This window comes from Enterobacter sp. LU1 (assembly GCF_008271405.2).
GTDB lineage: Bacteria > Pseudomonadota > Gammaproteobacteria > Enterobacterales > Enterobacteriaceae > Enterobacter > Enterobacter hormaechei_C.
In genome coordinates this window covers 3,129,511-3,150,404 of sequence record NZ_CP043438.2, presented here as the reverse complement: position 1 = coordinate 3,150,404, position 20,894 = coordinate 3,129,511, and the positions used below count along the sequence as shown (strand labels likewise).

Here is a 20,894-nt window from a genome sequence, read left to right as displayed (position 1 = left end):
TTACGCCATTGAGGTAAAAAACAGCGTTTCATTCACCGAATGGATCAGGCACAATGCCCGGCCATCGGGTTTTCTACCTCAGAGCATTAATCGCGGGTAGTTAACGCCGGTGATTCTGGTTAACAAAAGCGGTGCAATATGCAAGTTTTTATCATGCGTCACGGCGACGCGGCACTCGATGCCGCCAGTGACTCAGTACGTCCTTTAACCGTCTGTGGCTGCGACGAATCCCGTCAGATGGCGACATGGCTTAAAGGTCAAAAAGTGGACATTGAACGCGTTCTGGTGAGTCCGTTCCTGCGGGCAGAACAGACGCTGGATGTGGTAGGGGAGTGTATGAACCTGCCATCCAGTGTGGATGTTCTCCCTGAACTCACGCCGTGTGGCGATGTTGGCCTTGTCAGTGCTTACCTTCAGGCGCTGTGCAATGAAGGTGTCGCTTCCGCACTGGTCATTTCCCACCTGCCGCTGGTCGGCTATCTGGTATCTGAGCTGTGCCCGGGCGAAACGCCACCGATGTTCACAACGTCCGCCATTGCCAACGTTACCCTCGACGAAACCGGCAAAGGGGTCTTTAACTGGCAAATGAGTCCGTGCAACCTGAAGATGGCAAAAGCCATCTGACGTGACGTGCGATATGGCGGGGTGCAGCGTGCCTCCCGCCATCCTGTCAGGGCAATTCTGGCGGCTGCCACTCCTCGACCTCAATCAATACCAGCAATGCGGCATCTCCGCCGTACTCTTTTGGCGCTTGATGAAAAGCCATCACGTGTGGATGCTGAGCCAGCCACAGCGGTGTCTGTTGCTTAAGAATATGTTTGCCGTGGCCGTGCATCACGCAGGCGCAAAAAACATGCTCGCGACGACATGCCGCGATCAACGCCCCCAGCTCCTGTTTCGCCTGCATCTGGGTCAACCCATGCAGATCGAGGAACAGCTCCGGCGAATAATCTCCCCGGCGTAATTTTTTCAGTTCAAAATGGCTGACGTCTTCGCGCACGTATTTCACCGCACCCTGCGTATTTAGCAGCGGCTGAAACTCATCTGAAAAATAGTGGCTGTTATCGGCCTGCTCCTGGAGCAACCGTTTGACCGGTACCTCGCTGACTTTTTTACGCTGCGGGCGATGGACAATGGTGTCGTGCGTGATTTGACGCGTCCCGGTCATCAGCTGGCGGAATAGAGCCTGATCCTCCTCGCTGAGCGATGTTTTCTTTTTCATTCGTCATTCTCATCTCGTATTTCCGATAGTGTACCCGACTAAACGCATTTTTTAACCTCAAGCGGTACGCGTCATTGCTGATTTATCGCCGTCTTCATGGCAAACTAGCCGCCGAAAATTATGCGAGCATGCCCTGGAGGAAAGAGTGGATAAAATTTTTGTCGATGAAGCAGTAAACGAGCTGCATACCATACAGGACATGTTGCGCTGGTCGGTTAGCCGCTTCAGCGCCGCCAATATCTGGTACGGACACGGTACCGACAATCCGTGGGATGAGGCCGTGCAGCTGGTGCTGCCGTCTCTCTACCTGCCGCTGGATATTCCGGAAGACATGCGCACCGCGCGCCTGACCTCCAGTGAAAAACACCGCATCGTTGAGCGCGTGATCCGTCGCGTAAACGAGCGCATTCCGGTGGCTTACCTGACCAACAAAGCCTGGTTCTGCGGCCACGAATTCTACGTTGATGAGCGCGTGCTGGTGCCGCGTTCGCCGATTGGCGAGCTGATCAACAACCATTTTGACGGCCTGATTAACCATCAGCCGCAGCACATTCTTGATATGTGCACCGGCAGCGGCTGCATCGCCATTGCCTGCGCGTACGCCTTCCCCGAAGCGGAAGTGGACGCCGTCGATATCTCCACCGACGCGCTGGCCGTCACCGAACACAACATTGAAGAGCACGGGCTGATTCATCACGTCACGCCTATCCGCTCTGACCTGTTCCGCGACCTGCCGACGCTGCAATACGACCTGATCGTCACCAATCCGCCGTACGTGGATGCAGAGGACATGTCCGATCTGCCGAACGAGTACCGTCACGAGCCGGAGCTGGGCCTGGCGTCAGGCTCTGACGGGCTGAAGCTGACCCGTCGCATCCTGGCCTGCGCGCCGGATTATCTGACCGACGACGGCGTTCTGATTTGTGAAGTGGGCAACAGCATGGTACATCTGATAGAGCAGTACCCGGATGTGCCGTTCACCTGGCTTGAGTTCGACAACGGCGGTGACGGCGTCTTTATGCTGACTAAAGCGCAACTGCTTGATGCACGTGAATACTTCAGCATTTACAAAGATTAATCCAGCGGGCTTCGGCCCGTTTCACAACGCTCAAACACAAACAACAACATCGGAGCCGTGATGGCAGGAAACAGTATTGGACAGGTATTCCGTGTGACCACCTTTGGCGAGTCGCACGGTCTGGCACTGGGTTGTATCGTTGATGGCGTCCCGCCAGGCATCGAACTGACCGAAGCCGATTTACAGCATGACCTTGACCGTCGTCGTCCGGGTACCTCTCGCTACACCACGCAGCGTCGCGAGCCGGACCAGGTCAAAATTCTCTCCGGCGTATTTGAAGGCCGTACCACAGGGACCAGCATTGGTCTGCTGATTGAAAACACCGATCAGCGTTCTCAGGACTACGGCGCGATTAAGGACGTTTTCCGTCCTGGTCACGCCGACTATACCTACGAACAAAAATATGGCTTTCGCGACTATCGCGGCGGCGGGCGTTCTTCCGCGCGTGAAACCGCGATGCGCGTGGCGGCAGGGGCAATTGCCAAAAAATATCTCCAGCAGAAATTCGGCATCGTTATCCGCGGCTGTCTGTCCCAGATGGGCGACATTCCGCTGGCAATCAAAGACTGGGATCAGGTAGAGCTCAACCCGTTCTTCTGCGCCGATGCCGACAAGCTGGACGCGCTGGATGAGCTGATGCGTGGCCTGAAAAAAGAGGGCGACTCCATTGGTGCGAAAGTCACCGTGGTGGCCGACGGCGTGCCGGCTGGCTGGGGCGAGCCGGTATTTGACCGCCTTGACGCCGACATCGCCCACGCGCTGATGAGCATCAACGCGGTGAAAGGCGTCGAAATCGGCGACGGTTTTGACGTGGTCAAGCTTCGCGGCAGCCAGAACCGCGACGAAATCACGAAGGCGGGTTTCCAGAGCAACCATGCGGGCGGCATTCTGGGTGGCATCAGCAGCGGGCAGCAAATTATTGCCAATATTGCGCTGAAGCCAACGTCCAGCATTACCGTCCCGGGCCACACGATTAACCGCGCTGGCGATGAAGTTGAGATGATCACCAAAGGGCGTCACGATCCGTGCGTGGGGATCCGCGCGGTGCCGATCGCAGAAGCGATGCTGGCGATCGTGCTGATGGATCACTTCCTGCGCCAGCGCGCGCAGAATGCGGATGTGACGACCACCATTCCACGCTGGTAACTATGAAAAAAACCGCAATCGCTCTGCTGGCGCTGCTGGCCAGTGGAGCAAGCCTGGCCGCTACGCCGTGGCAGAAAATTACCCACCCGGTAGCGGGGAGCGCGCAGTCCATTGGCGCTTTCTCCAACGGGTGTATCGTCGGCGCGCAGGAACTTCCGCTGCAATCGGATACCTATCAGGTGATGCGCACCGACCAGCGCCGTTATTTCGGCCATCCTGACCTGGTGCTGTTTATTCAGCGTCTTGGCAACCAGGTGCATAACCTGGGGCTGGGGACGGTGCTGATTGGCGATATGGGGATGCCTGCCGGTGGTCGCTTCAACGGCGGTCACGCCAGCCACCAGACCGGACTGGATGTGGATATCTTCCTGCAATTGCCGAAAACGCGCTGGAGCTCAGCGCAGCTGCTGAAACCGCAGGCGCTGGATCTGGTCTCGGCCGACGGTAAACGGGTCGTCGCCTCGCGCTGGTCGCCGGAAATTTCCAGCATGATTAAGCTGGCGGCAGAGGATAACGACGTCACGCGGATCTTTGTTAATCCGGCCATCAAGCAGCAGCTTTGCCTGGATGCGGGAACGGATCGCGACTGGTTGCGTAAAGTGCGCCCGTGGTTCCAGCACCGGGCGCATATGCATGTTCGCCTGCGCTGTCCGGCGAACAGCCTGGAATGTGAAGATCAGCCGCTGCCACCGCCTGGCGATGGTTGTGGTTACGAACTGCAAAGCTGGTTTGAACCAGCCAAGCCTGGAACCTCTAAGCCTGAGAAGAAGACACCGCCTCCGTTGCCGCCTTCCTGCCAGGCGCTACTGGATGAGCATGTACTTTAATGGATAATTTCGTCGATCTGTTCATGGTGTCACCGCTGCTGCTGGCGGTGCTCTTTTTTGTTGCGATGTTAGCCGGATTTATCGATGCCCTGGCGGGCGGCGGCGGGTTGCTCACCGTTCCGGCGCTGCTGGCGGCAGGCATGAGCCCTGCCCAGGCGCTTGCCACCAACAAACTCCAGGCGTGTGGCGGTTCGCTCTCCTCGTCGCTCTATTTTATCCGGCGCAAAGTGGTGAATCTCGCCGATCAGAAGCTCAATATCCTGATGACGTTTATTGGCTCAACGGCGGGTGCGCTGCTGGTCCAGCACGTACAGTCCGACATTCTGCGCCAGATCCTGCCGCTGCTGGTTATCTGTATCGGCCTCTATTTCCTGCTGATGCCAAAGCTCGGGGAAGAAGATCGACAGCGTCGTCTTCACGGCCTGCCGTTTGCGCTGATTGCCGGTGGCTGCGTCGGTTTTTACGATGGCTTCTTTGGCCCGGGGGCAGGTTCGTTTTATGCGCTGGCATTCGTGACGCTGGCCGGATTCAACCTCGCCAAATCCACCGCCCACGCCAAAGTCCTCAACGCGACCTCCAACGTTGGCGGTCTGCTGCTGTTTATCATTGGCGGCAAGGTTATCTGGGCAACCGGGTTTGTGATGATGGCAGGGCAGTTTTTGGGCGCGCGCGCAGGCTCGCGTCTGGTATTAAGCAAAGGACAAAAGCTGATCCGCCCGATGATTGTTGTCGTCTCGGCGGTGATGAGCGCCAAACTTCTTTATGACAGCCATGGACAGGAGATCCTCACCTGGTTGGGGATGAACTAATGAACAGTACGCATAACTACGAACAGCTGATTGAGATCTTCGATAGCTGTTTTGCTGATGATTTTAATACCCGTCTGATTAAAGGCGACGACGAACCGATCTATCTTCCTGCTGATGACGAGGTTCCGTATAACCGCATCACCTTTGCCCACGGCTTTTACGCCAGCGGTTTGCACGAAATTTCGCACTGGTGTATCGCCGGGAAAGCGCGTCGCGAGCTGGTGGACTTTGGTTACTGGTACTGCCCGGACGGGCGCGACGCCACCACCCAGGGGCAGTTCGAAGATGTGGAGGTGAAACCTCAGGCGCTGGAATGGCTGTTCTGCGTAGCGGCGGGTTTCCCGTTCAACGTAAGTTGTGACAACCTCGAAGGCGACTTCGAGCCAGACCGTATCGTCTTCCAGCGCCGCGTTCATGCGCAGGTGATGGAATATCTTGAGAAAGGCATCCCGGCACGTCCGGCACGCCTGATCGAGGCTTTACAGAATTATTACCACACGCCGGAGATCACGGCGGAATGCTTCCCTTGGCCGGAAGATCTTTAACAGAGGAAAGAAGATGATCGCAGAATTTGAATCACGCATTCTGGCGTTAATTGATGACATGGTGGAACACGCCAGTGATGATGAGCTGTTCGCCAGCGGTTATCTGCGTGGTCACCTGACGCTGGCGGTAGCCGCGCTGGAAGCCGGGGACGATCACTCTGCCGACGCCGTTCACGCGGAAGTCACTCGCAGCCTGGAAAAAGCCATTCTGGCCGGGGAACTCTCTCCGCGCGACCAGTCTTTAGTGCTGGGCATGTGGGACAATTTGTTCCAGCAGGCGAAAGCGAAGTAAGTGTATCACCGCCCTCTCCCACAGGGAGAGGGCGGGGGTGAGGGCACCAGACCGCACCCTACTTGACCATTTTCCCCTTCAGCAATTTCCGCACCCACAGTCGGTTTGGATTCAGCCCCGCGAGCGTAATCCTGTCCAGCGGAACCGGCTCGTCGCTCATTTGCGCGGCTAACGCTTCAGCCAGCAGCGGTGCGGAGCACAATCCCCGCGAGCCTAAGCCACCCAGCATAAACAGCTCGGGATGAACGGGCGCGCTTACCGCCGTTTCTTTGTTGTCAGCAAGATCCTGATAGACTTCAAGCGTGGCGTCATAGTCCGGCACGTTTCCCGCCATCGGCAGGTGATCGCGGGTCGCGCAGCGTACGCCGCAGCGCGCCTGACCCTCACTGACATCCACCTCTTTTGCCCACGACGCATCCGGGAAACAGTCGAGCAGGCGCTGGCGGTTTTGCTGCTGATCCGCTTCGCTGTACTGCATATCTGTTTCACCGCGATGGTAGCTGGCACCGATGCAGTGATGGCCGTTGGACGGATTTTGCGGCGTCAGGTAGCCGTCGTAACACAGCACCTGACGCAGTTTGCTCAGTTGGGGGGCGGCAGGAATATGGCTCACCTGGCCGCCGACCGGATAAACCGGCAATGATGCTGTCTGGGTAAACTGGCTTATATGATGCCCGTTGGCCAGCACAACGCTGGCATGCTGGGCCTCTTTGCCGTCAGCGAAACGCAGTTTCCAGTGCGCAGTGCGGCTTAGCGATTGAACCTTATGGGCATAATGCACTGTCAACCCACACGACTGCCCGAGGGCTATCGCCGCAGAAGTCAGTTCAGCAGGACACAGCCAGCCGCCGAGTGGATACTGAATACCCCCGCAGCCGGTGTCGACGCCAGCGGTCTCAGCAACCTGCTGTGCCGTCACTGCATGGGCGATGGCCTCCGGCAGACCCAGCGACAGCATTTGTGTGATTTTCAGCTGGCTCTTCTCGTCCCAGCCGAGCTGCGTCACGCCGCACCAGTTGTGGTCGAACGCAACCGGCAGGCTATCGTAAAGGCGGCGAGCAAACGTAAACGCCGCCGGGAAGAACTGGAACAGTGCCGGATCGTGTGAACTTAATAAGGGATAAAGCGCGCCCTGACGGTTGCCTGATGCGCCCGTCGCCGGCGCCTCGTCAGCGCAGTAGAGCGTCACCTGCCAGCCACGGTGCAGCAGCGCCAGCGAGAGCAGGGCGCTGGCGATACCCCCGCCCACAATGGCGACCTCACGCGAGGTGCTGGCGCGACGGGCAAACCAGGGGGCCTGCGCCGGGATCGCCAGATCCTGTTCCATCACCCCGACCAGCATGTCGCGTTTGCGGCCAAAGCCTTTGGTTTTCCGCATGGTAAACCCCGCCTCCTGCAACCCACGACGGACAAAGCCCGCCGAGGTGAAGGTGGCAAGCGTTGCGCCCGGGCGCGCCAGACGTGCCATGGCGCTGAACAGGTGCGGGCTCCACATGTCCGGGTTTTTGGCGGGCGCAAAACCGTCTAGGAACCAGGCGTCCACCTTCTGATTCAATGAGTCATCAAGCTTATCGGTCAGGTCATTAATGTCGCCAAGCCACAGGTCGAGCGTGACGCGTCCGTCGTCCAGAATCAGACGATGACAGCCGCCGATAGCCGGAGGCCACTGGGCCTGAAGCTGTTCCGCCCAGTGGGTAAGCTCCGGCCAGCGCTGATGGGCAAGCCGCAGATCGTGTGCGGTAAGCGGAAATTTTTCGAAACTGATGAAATGTAATCTTTGTAAGGTAGCCTCGGGTTGTGCAGTGCGAAACTGGTCGAACGCCTGCCAGAGGGTCAGAAAATTCAGCCCGGTGCCGAAACCGCTCTCCGCTACGACAAACAGGCTGCGCGGATGCTCAGGGAAGCGGGTGCTGAGATGATTTCCTTCGAGGAAGACATAGCGCGTCTCTTCCAGTCCGTTATCATTAGAAAAGTAGACGTCATCAAAATCTCGGGAAACAGGTGTACCCTCAGCGTTGAATTCGAGGTTGGCAGGTTGTATGGCGTTTTGTTTCACGTAAGTTACTCGTCCGACAGGCAGTGGCACGATCTTAGCGATGTGAGCCCATCGGTGCAAATTTCCACAGAAAATGGCTGATCGGACTTGTTCGGCGTACAAGTGTACGCTATTGTGCGACTCGAAACTTTTTATAGTGCGACTTACAGAGGTATTGAATGAAACGTGCAGTGATTACTGGCCTGGGCATCGTTTCCAGCATCGGTAATAACCAGCAGGAAGTCCTGGCATCTCTGCGTGAAGGACGCTCCGGGATCACTTTCTCTGAAGAGTTTAAAGATTCTGGAATGCGTAGCCACGTATGGGGTAACGTTAAACTGGACACCACCGGTTTAATTGACCGTAAAGTGGTTCGTTTCATGAACGATGCCTCTATCTACGCCTATCTTTCCATGCAGGAAGCGATCAAGGATTCTGGTCTGAGCGAAGACGCTTACCAGAACAACCCACGCGTGGGCCTGATTGCAGGCTCCGGCGGTTCCTCTAAAGCTCAGGTGTTCGGTGCTGACGCCATGCGCAGCCCGCGCGGCCTGAAAGCGGTCGGTCCATATGTTGTGACCAAAGCCATGGGTTCAGCGGTTTCCGCGTGCCTGGCAACGCCGTTCAAAATCCACGGTGTGAACTACTCCATCAGCTCCGCATGTGCGACCTCCGCACACTGTATCGGTAATGCGGTTGAGCAGATCCAGCTGGGCAAACAGGACATCGTATTTGCTGGCGGCGGCGAAGAGCTGGGCTGGGAAATGGCCTGTGAGTTTGACGCAATGGGCGCACTGTCCACCAAATACAACGAAACGCCAGACAAAGCGTCCCGTACTTATGACGCACACCGCGACGGTTTTGTTATCGCTGGCGGCGGCGGTATGGTTGTGGTTGAAGAGCTGGAACACGCGCTGGCGCGTGGCGCGCACATCTATGCTGAGATCGTGGGCTACGGCGCAACGTCTGACGGCGCTGACATGGTTGCTCCATCCGGTGAAGGCGCGGTGCGCTGCATGAAGATGGCGATGCACGGTGTTGATACTCCAATCGACTACCTAAACTCCCACGGCACCTCAACGCCGGTAGGCGACGTGAAAGAGCTGGGTGCGATCCGTGAAGTGTTCGGCGACAATAGCCCGGCTATCTCTGCAACCAAAGCCATGACCGGTCACTCTCTGGGAGCGGCGGGCGTGCAGGAAGCGATCTACTCTCTGCTGATGCTGGAAAACGGCTTTATCGCGCCAAGCATCAACATCGAAGAGATGGACGAGCAGGCGGCTGGCCTGAACATCGTGACCGAAACCACCGAACGTGAGCTGACGACCGTTATGTCCAACAGCTTCGGTTTCGGCGGCACCAACGCCACGCTGGTGATGCGTAAGCTGAAAGCGTAAGCGTTTGAAGGTATAGTAGAAGGGAGCCGCGCGGCTCCCTTTTTTTATGCCTGAACACGGAGTTATGCATGAAGGCTGTTACCCCTGAGAAGAGCGCTCCTTCCGGGAACCTTTCCCTTTTCCGCATCGCCTTTGCGGTGTTTCTGACCTATATGACCGTTGGCCTGCCGCTGCCGGTGATCCCCTTGTTCGTTCACCAGGAGCTGGGCTATGGCAACACCATGGTCGGTATTGCGGTGGGCATTCAGTTTTTAGCGACGGTATTAACCCGGGGCTACGCCGGTCGCCTGGCGGATCAGCACGGCGCAAAACGCTCGGCGTTGCAGGGCATGTTTGCCTGCGGGCTGGCGGGGGGAGCCTGGCTGCTGGCGGCGCTGTTGCCGATAGATGCAGCGTATAAATTCGCGCTGCTGGTGGCAGGGCGTCTGATCCTCGGCTTTGGCGAAAGCCAGCTGCTGACCGGCACCCTTACCTGGGGAATGGGGCTGGTGGGGCCTGCGCGTTCCGGAAAAGTGATGTCCTGGAACGGGATGGCGATTTACGGCGCGCTGGCGGCAGGCGCACCGCTGGGGCTGCTGATCCACAGCCAGTTTGGTTTTGCGGCGCTGGCAGGCACCACCATGGTATTGCCGCTGCTGGCGTGGGCGTTTAACGGTTCGGTGCGTAAGGTGCCCGCCCATAAAGGCGAGCGTCCTTCGCTGTGGAGCGTGGTGGGGCAAATCTGGCAGCCGGGGCTTGGGCTGGCGCTTCAGGGGGTGGGCTTCGCGGTTATTGGTACCTTTGTTTCCCTCTATTTCATGAGCCGCGGCTGGGCGATGGCGGGCTTTACGCTGACGGCCTTTGGCGGCGCGTTTGTATTGATGCGCGTGCTGTTTGGCTGGATGCCGGATCGCTTTGGCGGCGTGAAGGTGGCCGTGGCGTCACTTGTCATTGAGACCGTGGGTCTGGTACTGCTCTGGCAGGCGCCCTCTGCATCCGTTGCGCTGCTGGGTGCGGCGTTAACCGGCTGCGGCTGCTCGCTGATCTTCCCGGCGCTGGGCGTTGAAGTGGTGAAGCGCGTGGCTCCGCAGGTGCGCGGCACGGCGCTGGGCGGCTATGCGGCGTTTCAGGATATCTCATACGGCATCACCGGGCCGCTCGCGGGGCTGCTTGCAACGTCGTTTGGCTATCCTTCCGTCTTCCTGGCCGGTGCGGTGTCAGCGGTGGTGGGAATTGTGGTGACGCTGGTGGCGTTTCGCAGGTCGTAGTTTTTTGCCCGGTGGCGCTTCGCTTACCGGGCCTACAATCGCGCGAACCGTAGGCCGGGTAAGGCGAAGCCGCCACCCGGCAGTTTTAAGCAACCAGCCAGAAAATCGCCAGCGCAATCACCAACGCGATAAACATCAATCCCGGACGGGCAGAAAGCGTTTTGAACGTATCAACTACGGGGGCAAACAGCGGGCTGTAGATCGGCTGAATGTTTCTTACCTCCGGCATGCCGCCTTCCCGCTCGGCGCGGCGAATGAAGATCTGATTGAGCACGTCCTGCACCTGCGCGGTGGTCAGCACCGTTTGCGGCGTAGCCTGCCAGCTCTGCTGAGCGTAATCCCGGATCGTATCGAACTCGTGCGGTTCCAACGGTTGTTTCAGCGCCGCCTGTACGCTGTGCAGGGTCGGGGCGCTCTGGGTGCTGAGCGTCTGACGCGCCTGGAGCCAGGTGACCAGATGGGTAAACTGTTTTGCCGGGATCATCTCGCCCGCTTTCACACCGGAAAGTTCCAGCATGGATTGCCAGATAAGCTTTGTGGGTTCGCCGGTAGCGGCAGCCAGCTTAGTGACCATCTGCTTGAGCGTATTATGCTCCGCAGGCTGCAATGGCCGTTCTGTAGACGGGCGCTGTTGCGGCTGCGGGATAGAAAGCTGATTGCTTTGTAGCAGGGTCAACACGGTTTTCAGCTGTTCTTGCGAAAGCTGGCTCAGGGCGGTATGACCGTACTGTTGACGGATAAAATCACTCACCGCCTGGCGATTATTCCCCTGGCCCAATAGCTCGGTCAGCTGCGAGATAATCTGGCGGGTAGTATGTTGCTGCTGTGCGCTGGTAAGACGCTGGTTAAGGTTTTGTTCGGCGGCAGGGAAATGGCGCGACTGTAGCGGCGCATCGTTTCTTACGCCCAAATCGTGCTTAACGCCGGCCCATACCTCTGCGTTTTGCTGTGAGGTTAACGCAATAAGACGCGTGATCAGACGCTCCAGTACGGTGCGTTGCTGCGTGGAGAGCGGTTGTTCGCCTGGCGTGTTGGGCGTTACGGGGCCTTCACCCGGAGGGCGCGGAGGCGTACCTGAAATGGGCTGCATCGTCAAAAATCCTTAAAGTCAAACTCTGCGTAACCGGGCGGAGATATATGCCCGGCGGCGAGATTATGGCACACTTGGCAGGTTTACTTCCTCTCAAACAGGTACTCAGACGTGAAAATCCTCGTTGATGAAAATATGCCTTACGCCCGTGAGCTATTCAGCCGCCTGGGTGAGGTTAAGGCTGTCCCTGGTCGCCCGATTCCGGTTAGCGAACTGGACGATGCAGACGCCCTGATGGTGCGCTCGGTGACCAAAGTAAATGAGGCACTGCTCACTGGCAAAGGGGTTAAATTTGTCGGGACGGCAACGGCCGGGACCGATCATGTGGATGACCAGTGGCTTAAGCAGGCGGGGATTGGTTTTTCCGCGGCGCCAGGCTGTAACGCCATTGCCGTCGTGGAATATGTTTTCTCCTCGCTATTGATGCTGGCCGAGCGCGATGGTTTTGCGCTGAAAGACCGCACCGTCGGGATTGTGGGTGTGGGCAACGTGGGCGGACGTCTGCAAAAGCGTCTGGAAGCCTGGGGCATCCACACCCTGCTGTGCGATCCGCCGCGTAAGGATAACGGCGATGAAGGCGACTTCCGCACGCTGGATGAGCTGGTCGACGAGTGCGACGTCATCACCTTCCATACGCCGCTCTTTAAAGAGGGGCCGTACAAGACTCTGCACCTGGCCGACGAAAAGCTGATCCGCCGTCTGAAGGCTGGCACTATTCTGATAAATGCCTGCCGGGGACCGGTGGTGGATAACGCGGCGCTGCTGGCATGTCTCGACGAAGGACAAGAGCTTAGCGTCGTGCTGGACGTCTGGGAACCAGAGCCGGATCTCAACGTCGCCTTGCTGAATAAGGTGGACGTGGGTACCGCGCATATTGCGGGTTATACCCTTGAAGGCAAAGCGCGTGGCACAACCCAGGTGTTTGAGGCTTACAGCGCCTTTATCGGCCATCCGCAGCAGGTGGCGCTGGATACGCTGCTGCCCGCCCCGGAATTCGGCCGCATTACCCTTCATGGCCCGCTGGATGAGGCAACGCTGAAAAGACTGGTGCATTTGGTGTATGATGTGCGCCGCGATGACGCGCTGCTGCGTAAAGTGGCGGGTATTCCGGGTGAGTTTGACAAGCTGCGCAAAAATTACCTTGAGCGCCGCGAGTGGTCTTCCCTGTATGTCATGTGCGATGACGCGTCAGCGGCGGGGCTGCTGCATAAACTGGGATTTAACGCCGTTCACCACCCGGCACGTTAATGTCTTCTTAATGCTCCCTGTCGGATGCTCCGGCAGGGACGCTTTTTATTTCTGGAGTAAACCACCATGTCTGAAGGCTGGAACATTGCCATTTTGGGTGCCACTGGCGCCGTGGGCGAAGCCCTGCTTGAAACCCTTGCTGAGCGTCAGTTCCCGGTGGGTGAGATTTACGCACTGGCGCGTACCGACAGCGCAGGAGAACATCTGCGTTTCGGCGGCAAATCCGTGATGGTGCAGGATGCCGCCGCGTTTGACTGGACGCAGGCTCAGCTGGCGTTTTTTGCCGCAGGGGCGGAAGCCACGGCGTCTTACATTGAAGAAGCGACAAATTCAGGCTGTCTGGTGATCGACCTGAGCGGCCTGTTCTCCCTGGAGCCGGATGTGCCGCTGGTGGTGCCGGACGTCAACCCGTTTGTGCTGGCTGACTACCGCAACCGCAACATCATTGCAGTACCGAACAGCCTCACCAGCCAGCTGCTGACCGCGCTGAAGCCGCTGATCGACGACGGTGGCCTGTCGCGTATTTCCGTGACCAGCCTGCTTTCAGCCTCCGCTAACGGTAAAAAAGCCGTAGACGCACTGGCAGGGCAGAGCGCGAAGCTGCTGAACGGTATCCCGATCGACGAAGATGATTTCTTTGGCCGCCAGCTGGCGTTCAACATGCTGCCGCTGCTGCCGGATCGTGAAGGTTCGGTGCGGGAAGAGCGTCGTATCGTCGATGAAGCACGCAAAATTTTGCAGGATGACGGGCTAATGATCTCCGCGAATGTCGTGCAGTCTCCGGTCTTTTACGGCCACGCGCAGATGGTCGGGTTTGAAGCCCTGCGTCCGCTGGCGGCTGAAGAAGCCCGCGACGCGTTTGGCCGCGGTGAGGATATTGTCCTGTCCGAAGAGAGCGAATTCCCGACGCAGGTGGGCGACGCCACCGGCAGCGCGCATCTCTCTGTGGGCTGCGTGCGTAACGATTACGGTATGCCGGAGCAGGTGCAGTTCTGGTCCGTTGCCGACAACGTGCGTTTTGGCGGCGCGCTGATGGCGGTCAAAATCGCGGAAAAACTGGTGCAGGAGTATCTGTACTGATGTCAGATGTGGAACAAAAGCCGGTCCACAGAATTGCCCTCGGCATTGAATACGATGGCAGTAAATACTATGGCTGGCAGCGGCAGAATGAGGTGCGCAGCGTCCAGGAGAAGCTGGAGAAAGCGCTCTCTCAGGTGGCGAATGAACCGATAAGCGTCTTCTGTGCGGGCCGCACCGATGCCGGCGTTCACGGCACGGGGCAGGTGGTGCATTTTGACACCACCGCCGTGCGCAAAGACGCGGCCTGGACGCTGGGTGTAAATGCGAATTTGCCTGGTGACATTGCCGTGCGTTGGGTGAAAGCTGTGCCGGATGATTTTCACGCGCGTTTCAGCGCGACGGCGCGGCGCTACCGTTATGTCATCTATAACCAGCGCCTGCGCCCGGCGGTGTTAAGCCAGGGCGTGACGCATTTTTATGAACCGCTGGATGCAGAACGTATGCAGCGTGCGGCGCAGTGTCTGATTGGAGAGAATGATTTTACGTCGTTTCGTGCGGTGCAGTGTCAGTCCCGTACGCCGTGGCGTAACGTCATGCACATTAACGTCAGTCGTTATGGCGCGTATGTGGTGGTGGATATCAAAGCCAATGCCTTTGTACATCATATGGTGCGGAATATTGTAGGCAGCCTGATGGAAGTGGGCGCCGGACACCAGCCGGAGAGCTGGATTGCAGAACTGCTGGCAGCGAAGGACAGAACGCTTGCGGCAGCAACGGCGAAAGCGGAAGGGCTGTATCTGGTTTCGGTGGATTATCCGGACCGGTTCGACCTGCCAAAACCGCCAATGGGCCCGCTGTTTTTAGCGGACTAAACAAAGGTGCAATTAGGGCTTAGACAATATGGACGTAATACGTTTTCTGATTGATTTCATCCTGCATATTGATGTTCACCTGGCGGAGCTGGTCGCGCAGTACGGCGTCTGGGTGTACGCCATTCTGTTCCTCATTCTGTTCTGTGAAACCGGCCTTGTGGTTACGCCGTTCCTGCCGGGAGATTCACTGCTGTTCGTGGCGGGCGCGTTATCCGCACTGCCAACGAATGACCTGAATGTCCATCTGATGGTGGTCCTGATGATCATCGCCGCGATTGTTGGTGATGCGGTCAACTACACCATCGGGCGGGTGTTTGGCGAGCGGTTGTTCAGTAATCCGGACTCGAAGATTTTCCGCCGCAGTTATTTAGATAAGACCCATGCGTTCTATGAGCGCCATGGCGGTAAGACCATTATCCTTGCCCGTTTTGTGCCTATTGTGCGTACATTTGCACCGTTTGTGGCGGGAATGGGTCACATGTCCTATCGTCATTTTGCCATGTACAACGTGGTGGGCGCGCTGCTGTGGGTGCTGCTGTTCACCTATGCAGGCTACCTGTTTGGCGATCTGCCGGTGGTTCAGGAAAACCTTAAGTTACTGATTGTAGCGATTATTGTGCTTTCCGTACTGCCTGGCGTCATCGAAATTATCCGTCACAAACGCGCGGCGGCAAAGCAAGCGAAGTAAATGCACGCTGGCGGTTCGACCACTTTTTTATCCAAAGTTTCGGGCTGTTATGTTTTAATGTGCAACATTCATGGTCTGTTGGAGGCAAAAATGGCATTATTCGCCTCTTACAGCAAAACTGGCATACGACCAGGTTCAGGCAGAAAGGTTATCAATGAGCTGGATTGAACGAATTAAAAGCAACATTACCCCAACGCGTAAAGCGAGCATTCCTGAAGGGGTATGGACGAAGTGTGATAGCTGCGGCCAGGTTCTGTATCGCGCAGAGCTGGAACGCAATCTTGAGGTGTGTCCGAAGTGTGACCACCATATGCGTATGTCGGCGCGCAACCGCCTGCATAGCCTGCTGGACGAAGGTTCTCTGGTAGAACTGGGCAGCGAACTGGAGCCAAAAGATGTGCTTAAGTTCCGCGACTCCAAAAAATACAAAGATCGTCTGGCCTCTGCGCAGAAAGAGACCGGCGAGAAAGACGCGCTGATCGTTATGAAAGGCACCCTGCACGAGATGCCGGTGGTTGCCGCCGCGTTTGAGTTCTCCTTTATGGGCGGCTCAATGGGCTCTGTGGTTGGCGCGCGCTTCGTGCGTGCCGTTGAGCAGGCGCTGGAAGACAACTGCCCGCTGATCTGCTTCTCCGCCTCCGGTGGCGCACGTATGCAGGAAGCGCTGATGTCCCTGATGCAGATGGCGAAAACCTCTGCGGCGCTGGCGAAAATGCAGGAGCGCGGTCTGCCGTACATCTCGGTACTGACCGATCCAACCATGGGCGGCGTTTCTGCAAGCTTCGCGATGCTGGGCGACCTGAACATCGCTGAGCCAAAAGCGCTGATCGGCTTTGCGGGTCCTCGCGTTATCGAGCAGACCGTACGTGAGAAACTGCCGCCGGGCTTCCAGCGCAGTGAGTTCCTCATTGAGAAGGGCGCCATCGACATGATCGTCCGCCGTCCGGAAATGCGCCTGAAACTGGCAAGCGTCCTGGCGAAGCTGATGAATCTGCCGGCGCCGAACCCGGACGAGCCGCGCGAAGGCGTGGTGGTACCGGATCAGGAACCCGAGGCCTGATAACTGAAAAGGGCAGGGCCGAATGGCGCTGCCCTTTTGCTTTCTAAACCGTTAATGACAACCGGGCATCATGGAAAATAAAAGCATTCCTCAAGCCACGTCGCCCCTGGCCGCGTGGCTTTCTTATCTGGAAAACCTGCACAGTAAAACTATCGACATGGGCCTTGAGCGCGTAAGCCAGGTTGCCGCGCGTCTTGACGTGTTGAAACCCGCGCCTTTCGTATTTACCGTGGCCGGCACTAACGGTAAAGGCACCACCTGCCGCACGCTGGAATCTGTCCTGATGGCGGCGGGGTACAAGGTTGGCGTTTACAGCTCGCCGCATCTGGTGCGCTATACCGAGCGCGTGCGCGTGCAAAACACCGAGCTGGCGGAATCCGCCCATACGGCGTCGTTTGCCGCTATCGAAGCTGCGCGCGGCGAAACCTCATTAACCTATTTCGAATACGGCACCCTGTCGGCGCTGTGGCTGTTTAAGCAGGCGCAGCTGGACGTGGTGATCCTGGAAGTGGGGTTGGGCGGGCGTCTGGATGCCACCAATATGGTGGATGCGGATGTCGCCGTCGTCACCAGCATCGCGCTGGATCACACCGACTGGCTGGGCCCGGACCGCGAGAGCATTGGCCGTGAGAAGGCCGGTATTTTCCGGGCCAATAAGCCTGCCGTGGTAGGCGAACCGGACATGCCGCATACCATTGCTGAGGTAGCGAAAGAGAAGGGCGCTCGTCTGCTGCGTCGCGGCGTGGACTGGCAGTATGAGGTGCAGGACAAAGGCTGGCGCTTCAGCGATGCGCAGGGCGTGCTGGAGAATCTGCCGCTGCCGCAGGTGCCGCAGCCTAACGCGGCGACTGCGCTGGCAGCCCTGCGCGCCAGCGGATTAGCGGTAAGTGAGCAGGCGATCCGCGACGGCATTCAGAACGCACTGTTACCGGGACGTTTTCAGATTGTGAGTGAGTCACCGCGTCTGATTCTGGATGTTGCACATAACCCGCATGCGGCGGCGTACCTCGCAGGACGTCTCAAATCGTTACCAAAAACCGGGCGCGTGCTGGCGGTTATCGGTATGCTTCATGATAAAGATATCGGCGGCACGCTGGCCTGCATGGAGAGTGTGGTCGATAGCTGGTATTGTGCTCCTCTGGAAGGGCCGCGCGGCGCGACTGCTGAGCAGTTGATGGAACATCTCGGCAAAGGCGAAATCTACAGCAGTGTGGTTTCGGCCTGGCGTGCCGCGATGGCGGAGGCTAAACCAGAAGATACCGTGCTGGTGTGTGGGTCATTCCACACGGTGGCACATGTCATGGAAGTGATGGACGCGGGGAGAACCGGTGGCGAGTAAGTTTCAGAACCGTTTAACAGGAACCATTGTGCTGGTCGCGCTCGGGGTGATTATTCTCCCGGGACTGCTCGACGGGCAAAAAAAGCATTACCAGGATGAATTTGCGGCCATTCCGCTGGTACCCAAACCGGGCGATCGCGACGAGCCCGATATGCTGCCAGCGGCAACGCAGGCGCTGCCTGCCCAGCCGCCAGAAGGTGCAGCGGAAGAGGTGCGCGCAGGTGATGCAGCCGCGCCGTCTCTTGATCCGTCGCGTCTGGCCGCGAATAACAACGTTGAAATCGATCCTGTACCGGTAGAGCAACCCAAACCGGTTGAAAAACCGAAGCCGGTAGAGAAAACGCAGCCTAAACCGCAGCGTGACAAAGCCGACGAGCAGCTGGCTGCGGCAACGGAAACGCCGCCACCGGCCAAACAGACCCAGCAGGAGGCCGCCCCTACGGGTAAAGCCTATGTCGTTCAGCTCGGTGCGTTGAAAAATGCAGATAAGGTCAATGAGATCGTGAGTAAACTGCGCGGCGCGGGATACCGTGTTTATACTTCACCCACCACGCCGGTACAGGGTAAAATTACCCGTATCCTCGTGGGGCCGGATGCGTCTAAAGATAAGCTCAAAGGTTCGCTTGGCGAGCTGAAGCAAATCTCCGGCCTGAGCGGTGTGGTGATGAACTACAGCGCAAACTGATAGAAATTACCCCCTCACCCTAACCCTCTCCCCAAAGGGGCGAGGGGACGGTTTGCTCCCTCTCCCTTGAGGGAGAGGGCCGGGGTGAGGGGGAGGCAGACGTTCACAGAAACGTCAAAGGTGCGGTGGCGTTGAGCATTTTTTCAGCGCCTTTTTTATTTACGCGTGGGAAGGAAATCCCTACGCAAACGTTTTCTTTTTCTGTTAGAATTCGCCCCGAACTGGATGACAGGGCGTTTAATCGTGGGACACATATGGTCTGGATTGATTACGCCATCATTGCGGTGATTGGTTTTTCCTGTCTGGTTAGCCTGATCCGTGGCTTTGTTCGTGAAGCGTTATCGCTGGTAACCTGGGGTTGTGCTTTCTTTGTTGCCAGTCATTACTACACTTACCTGTCTGTCTGGTTCACGGGCTTTGAAGATGAACTGGTCCGAAACGGAATCGCCATCGCGGTGCTGTTTATCGCGACGCTGATTGTCGGCGCTATCGTCAATTACGTGATAGGTCAGCTGGTCGAGAAAACCGGTCTGTCAGGAACGGACAGGGTACTCGGCATCTGTTTCGGCGCGTTGCGAGGCGTGCTCATTGTGGCCGCGATCCTGTTCTTCCTGGATACCTTTACCGGGTTCTCCAAAAGTGAAGACTGGCAAAAATCGCAGCTCATTCCGGAGTTCAGCTTCATTATCAGATGGTTCTTTGACTATCTGCAAAGCTCGTCGAGTTTCTTGCCCAGGGCATAAACCCTGAGATGTGGCTTAACGAGGAAAAGACGAATGTGCGGTATTGTCGGTATCGCCGGTTTCATGCCGGTAAACCAGTCGATTTATGACGCGTTAACGGTGCTTCAGCACCGTGGGCAGGATGCTGCGGGTATCATCACCATTGATGCAAACAACTGCTTCCGTTTACGCAAGGCGAATGGCCTGGTAAACGATGTGTTTGAAGCCCGCCATATGCAGCGTCTGCAAGGTAATATGGGGATCGGTCACGTTCGTTATCCTACTGCTGGCAGTTCCAGCGCCTCTGAGGCTCAGCCTTTTTACGTTAACTCCCCGTATGGCATCACGCTTGCCCACAATGGCAATCTGACCAATGCCCACGAGCTGCGTAAAAAGCTGTTCGAAGAGAAACGTCGCCACATTAACACCACCTCTGATTCTGAAATCCTGCTCAATATCTTTGCCAGCGAACTGGATAACTTCCGCCATTATCCGCTGGAAGCAGACAACATTTTTGCCGCCGTTGCCGCGACTAACCGCCTGATCCGTGGCGCGTACGCTTGCGTGGCGATGATCATCGGTCACGGCATGGTGGCCTTCCGCGATCCAAATGGCATTCGCCCGCTGGTGCTCGGCAAACGTGACCTCGGCGATGGCCGTTCCGAGTACATGGTTGCCTCCGAAAGCGTGGCGCTGGACACTCTGGGCTTCGAATTCCTGCGTGATGTCGCGCCAGGCGAAGCGGTCTACATCACTGAGAAGGGCCAGCTGTTTACCCGTCAGTGCGCCGACAACCCGGTGAGCAACCCGTGCCTGTTCGAATACGTTTACTTCGCGCGTCCGGACTCGTTCATCGACAAGATTTCCGTTTACAGCGCGCGCGTCAACATGGGGACGAAGCTGGGCGAGAAGATTGCCCGCGAGTGGGACGATCTCGACATTGATGTCGTGATCCCAATCCCTGAAACCTCCTGTGATATCGCGCTGGAAATTGCCCGTATTCTGGACAAGCCGTACCGTCAGGGCTTCGTAAAAAACCGCTACGTGGGCCGCACCTTTATCATGCCGGGCCAGCAGCTGCGTCGTAAGTCCGTACGTCGTAAGCTGAACGCTAACCGTGCCGAGTTCCGCGACAAGAACGTGCTGCTGGTGGACGACTCCATTGTGCGCGGCACGACGTCTGAGCAGATCATCGAGATGGCGCGTGAGGCCGGGGCGAAGAAAGTGTATCTCGCCTCCGCAGCGCCGGAAATTCGCTTCCCGAACGTGTATGGCATTGATATGCCAACCGCTAACGAGCTGATTGCTCACGGTCGTGAAGTAGACGAAATTCGGCAGATCATCGGTGCCGACGGCCTGATTTTCCAGGATCTGAACGATCTGATCGACGCGGTGCGCGCCGAGAACCCGGATATTCAGCAGTTCGAATGCTCGGTATTCAATGGGATCTACGTAACGAAAGACGTTGACCAGCAGTATCTCGACTATCTGGATTCGCTGCGTAACGACGATGCGAAAGCCGTCCAGCTGCAAAACGATCTCGAAAGCTTAGAGATGCACAACGAAGGTTGA

The 20,894-nt window shown here is 57.5% G+C and carries 21 protein-coding genes; 18 read left to right on the top strand and 3 right to left on the bottom strand.

Features of this window, described 5'->3' with window-relative positions; genetic code table 11:
• Positions 1-138 precede the first annotated feature (138 nt).
• The gene (sixA, locus tag FZF21_RS15015; RefSeq protein ID WP_003861375.1) at positions 139-624 is read left to right on the top strand and encodes a phosphohistidine phosphatase SixA; all 486 of its coding nucleotides are present in this window, start codon (positions 139-141) and stop codon (positions 622-624) included.
• Positions 625-670: 46 nt separating this feature from the next.
• On the opposite strand, the gene smrB is transcribed toward sixA, so the two are convergent.
• Positions 671-1,222: an endonuclease SmrB gene (smrB, locus tag FZF21_RS15010; RefSeq protein ID WP_015572246.1), complete on the bottom strand. Its 552-nt coding sequence runs from the start codon at positions 1,220-1,222 to the stop codon at positions 671-673.
• 145 nt (positions 1,223-1,367) lie between these two features.
• Between smrB and prmB the strand changes: the two genes are divergently transcribed.
• From prmB to FZF21_RS14980, 6 genes are read left to right on the top strand one after another with little or no spacing between them, the layout of a single operon-like run.
• The gene (gene prmB / locus FZF21_RS15005; protein WP_003861381.1) at positions 1,368-2,300 is read left to right on the top strand and encodes a 50S ribosomal protein L3 N(5)-glutamine methyltransferase; all 933 of its coding nucleotides are present in this window, start codon (positions 1,368-1,370) and stop codon (positions 2,298-2,300) included.
• Positions 2,301-2,360: 60 nt separating this feature from the next.
• Positions 2,361-3,446: a chorismate synthase gene (gene aroC, locus FZF21_RS15000; protein WP_015572247.1), complete on the top strand. Its 1,086-nt coding sequence runs from the start codon at positions 2,361-2,363 to the stop codon at positions 3,444-3,446.
• 2 nt (positions 3,447-3,448) lie between these two features.
• Positions 3,449-4,273: a penicillin-insensitive murein endopeptidase gene (mepA, locus tag FZF21_RS14995; RefSeq protein ID WP_017383452.1), complete on the top strand. Its 825-nt coding sequence runs from the start codon at positions 3,449-3,451 to the stop codon at positions 4,271-4,273.
• Entirely contained in the window at positions 4,273-5,082 is an 810-nt protein-coding gene (locus tag FZF21_RS14990) for a sulfite exporter TauE/SafE family protein (RefSeq protein WP_003861386.1), read from the top strand. The genes mepA and FZF21_RS14990 overlap by 1 nt, the downstream gene beginning before the upstream one ends.
• Positions 5,082-5,627, top strand: coding sequence for an elongation factor P hydroxylase (locus tag FZF21_RS14985; RefSeq protein ID WP_032102744.1), 546 nt, complete (start codon positions 5,082-5,084; stop codon positions 5,625-5,627). Before FZF21_RS14990 ends, FZF21_RS14985 begins: the two co-directional genes overlap by 1 nt.
• Before the next feature lie 13 nt (positions 5,628-5,640).
• Positions 5,641-5,919, top strand: a complete 279-nt coding sequence (locus FZF21_RS14980; protein WP_017383451.1) for a YfcL family protein — start codon at positions 5,641-5,643, stop codon at positions 5,917-5,919.
• Positions 5,920-5,977: 58 nt separating this feature from the next.
• On the opposite strand, the gene mnmC is transcribed toward FZF21_RS14980, so the two are convergent.
• Positions 5,978-7,975 (bottom strand): bifunctional tRNA (5-methylaminomethyl-2-thiouridine)(34)-methyltransferase MnmD/FAD-dependent 5-carboxymethylaminomethyl-2-thiouridine(34) oxidoreductase MnmC, encoded by a 1,998-nt coding sequence (gene mnmC / locus FZF21_RS14975; RefSeq protein ID WP_149121259.1) that lies wholly within the window; start codon positions 7,973-7,975, stop codon positions 5,978-5,980.
• Positions 7,976-8,133: 158 nt separating this feature from the next.
• Here mnmC and fabB point away from each other — a divergent pair, with 158 nt between their 5' ends.
• Together fabB and FZF21_RS14965 are read left to right on the top strand one after the other, a co-directional pair.
• Entirely contained in the window at positions 8,134-9,351 is a 1,218-nt protein-coding gene (gene fabB, locus FZF21_RS14970) for a beta-ketoacyl-ACP synthase I (protein ID WP_017383449.1), read from the top strand.
• A gap of 68 nt (positions 9,352-9,419) precedes the next feature.
• Entirely contained in the window at positions 9,420-10,598 is a 1,179-nt protein-coding gene (locus FZF21_RS14965; RefSeq protein ID WP_047729280.1) for an MFS transporter, read from the top strand.
• 85 nt (positions 10,599-10,683) lie between these two features.
• Here the strand turns inward: FZF21_RS14965 and flk are convergent, their stop codons facing one another.
• The gene (gene flk / locus FZF21_RS14960; protein WP_045349109.1) at positions 10,684-11,688 is read right to left on the bottom strand and encodes a flagella biosynthesis regulator Flk; all 1,005 of its coding nucleotides are present in this window, start codon (positions 11,686-11,688) and stop codon (positions 10,684-10,686) included.
• 111 nt (positions 11,689-11,799) lie between these two features.
• Here flk and pdxB point away from each other — a divergent pair, with 111 nt between their 5' ends.
• From pdxB to purF, 9 genes are all read left to right on the top strand, one after another.
• On the top strand, positions 11,800-12,936 hold the full coding sequence (pdxB, locus tag FZF21_RS14955) for a 4-phosphoerythronate dehydrogenase PdxB (RefSeq protein ID WP_047057273.1): 1,137 nt from the start codon (positions 11,800-11,802) through the stop codon (positions 12,934-12,936).
• 66 nt (positions 12,937-13,002) lie between these two features.
• Positions 13,003-14,016 carry an aspartate-semialdehyde dehydrogenase gene (locus FZF21_RS14950; protein WP_015572252.1) on the top strand — a complete coding sequence of 338 codons (1,014 nt, stop codon included), beginning with the start codon at positions 13,003-13,005 and terminating at the stop codon, positions 14,014-14,016.
• Positions 14,016-14,828, top strand: coding sequence for a tRNA pseudouridine(38-40) synthase TruA (truA, locus tag FZF21_RS14945; protein WP_001286071.1), 813 nt, complete (start codon positions 14,016-14,018; stop codon positions 14,826-14,828). The genes FZF21_RS14950 and truA overlap by 1 nt, the downstream gene beginning before the upstream one ends.
• A gap of 28 nt (positions 14,829-14,856) precedes the next feature.
• Positions 14,857-15,516 (top strand): DedA family protein, encoded by a 660-nt coding sequence (locus FZF21_RS14940; RefSeq protein WP_003861406.1) that lies wholly within the window; start codon positions 14,857-14,859, stop codon positions 15,514-15,516.
• A gap of 154 nt (positions 15,517-15,670) precedes the next feature.
• The gene (accD, locus tag FZF21_RS14935; RefSeq protein WP_014884667.1) at positions 15,671-16,576 is read left to right on the top strand and encodes an acetyl-CoA carboxylase, carboxyltransferase subunit beta; all 906 of its coding nucleotides are present in this window, start codon (positions 15,671-15,673) and stop codon (positions 16,574-16,576) included.
• Positions 16,577-16,646: 70 nt separating this feature from the next.
• Positions 16,647-17,915: a bifunctional tetrahydrofolate synthase/dihydrofolate synthase gene (gene folC, locus FZF21_RS14930; protein ID WP_023295092.1), complete on the top strand. Its 1,269-nt coding sequence runs from the start codon at positions 16,647-16,649 to the stop codon at positions 17,913-17,915.
• A complete protein-coding gene (gene dedD, locus FZF21_RS14925; protein ID WP_017383444.1) occupies positions 17,905-18,600 on the top strand; it encodes a cell division protein DedD in 696 nt (231 codons plus the stop codon). The genes folC and dedD overlap by 11 nt, the downstream gene beginning before the upstream one ends.
• Before the next feature lie 254 nt (positions 18,601-18,854).
• The gene (cvpA, locus tag FZF21_RS14920) at positions 18,855-19,343 is read left to right on the top strand and encodes a colicin V production protein (RefSeq protein ID WP_000262116.1); all 489 of its coding nucleotides are present in this window, start codon (positions 18,855-18,857) and stop codon (positions 19,341-19,343) included.
• A gap of 33 nt (positions 19,344-19,376) precedes the next feature.
• Positions 19,377-20,894, top strand: coding sequence for an amidophosphoribosyltransferase (gene purF, locus FZF21_RS14915; RefSeq protein WP_006811407.1), 1,518 nt, complete (start codon positions 19,377-19,379; stop codon positions 20,892-20,894).

Excerpts from the sequence above, each read along its gene's own strand:
- sixA (WP_003861375.1), top strand. The coding sequence starts at position 139 with ATGCAAGTTTTTATCATGCGTCACGGCGACGCGGCACTCGATGCCGCC.
- smrB (WP_015572246.1), bottom strand. The coding sequence starts at position 1,222 with ATGAAAAAGAAAACATCGCTCAGCGAGGAGGATCAGGCTCTATTCCGC.
- aroC (WP_015572247.1), top strand. The coding sequence starts at position 2,361 with ATGGCAGGAAACAGTATTGGACAGGTATTCCGTGTGACCACCTTTGGC.
- mepA (WP_017383452.1), top strand. The coding sequence starts at position 3,449 with ATGAAAAAAACCGCAATCGCTCTGCTGGCGCTGCTGGCCAGTGGAGCA.
- FZF21_RS14990 (WP_003861386.1), top strand. The coding sequence starts at position 4,273 with ATGGATAATTTCGTCGATCTGTTCATGGTGTCACCGCTGCTGCTGGCG.
- FZF21_RS14985 (WP_032102744.1), top strand. The coding sequence starts at position 5,082 with ATGAACAGTACGCATAACTACGAACAGCTGATTGAGATCTTCGATAGC.
- FZF21_RS14980 (WP_017383451.1), top strand. The coding sequence starts at position 5,641 with ATGATCGCAGAATTTGAATCACGCATTCTGGCGTTAATTGATGACATG.
- fabB (WP_017383449.1), top strand. The coding sequence starts at position 8,134 with ATGAAACGTGCAGTGATTACTGGCCTGGGCATCGTTTCCAGCATCGGT.
- FZF21_RS14965 (WP_047729280.1), top strand. The coding sequence starts at position 9,420 with ATGAAGGCTGTTACCCCTGAGAAGAGCGCTCCTTCCGGGAACCTTTCC.
- flk (WP_045349109.1), bottom strand. The coding sequence starts at position 11,688 with ATGCAGCCCATTTCAGGTACGCCTCCGCGCCCTCCGGGTGAAGGCCCC.
- FZF21_RS14950 (WP_015572252.1), top strand. The coding sequence starts at position 13,003 with ATGTCTGAAGGCTGGAACATTGCCATTTTGGGTGCCACTGGCGCCGTG.
- truA (WP_001286071.1), top strand. The coding sequence starts at position 14,016 with ATGTCAGATGTGGAACAAAAGCCGGTCCACAGAATTGCCCTCGGCATT.
- FZF21_RS14940 (WP_003861406.1), top strand. The coding sequence starts at position 14,857 with ATGGACGTAATACGTTTTCTGATTGATTTCATCCTGCATATTGATGTT.
- accD (WP_014884667.1), top strand. The coding sequence starts at position 15,671 with ATGAGCTGGATTGAACGAATTAAAAGCAACATTACCCCAACGCGTAAA.
- folC (WP_023295092.1), top strand. The coding sequence starts at position 16,647 with ATGGAAAATAAAAGCATTCCTCAAGCCACGTCGCCCCTGGCCGCGTGG.
- cvpA (WP_000262116.1), top strand. The coding sequence starts at position 18,855 with ATGGTCTGGATTGATTACGCCATCATTGCGGTGATTGGTTTTTCCTGT.
- purF (WP_006811407.1), top strand. The coding sequence starts at position 19,377 with ATGTGCGGTATTGTCGGTATCGCCGGTTTCATGCCGGTAAACCAGTCG.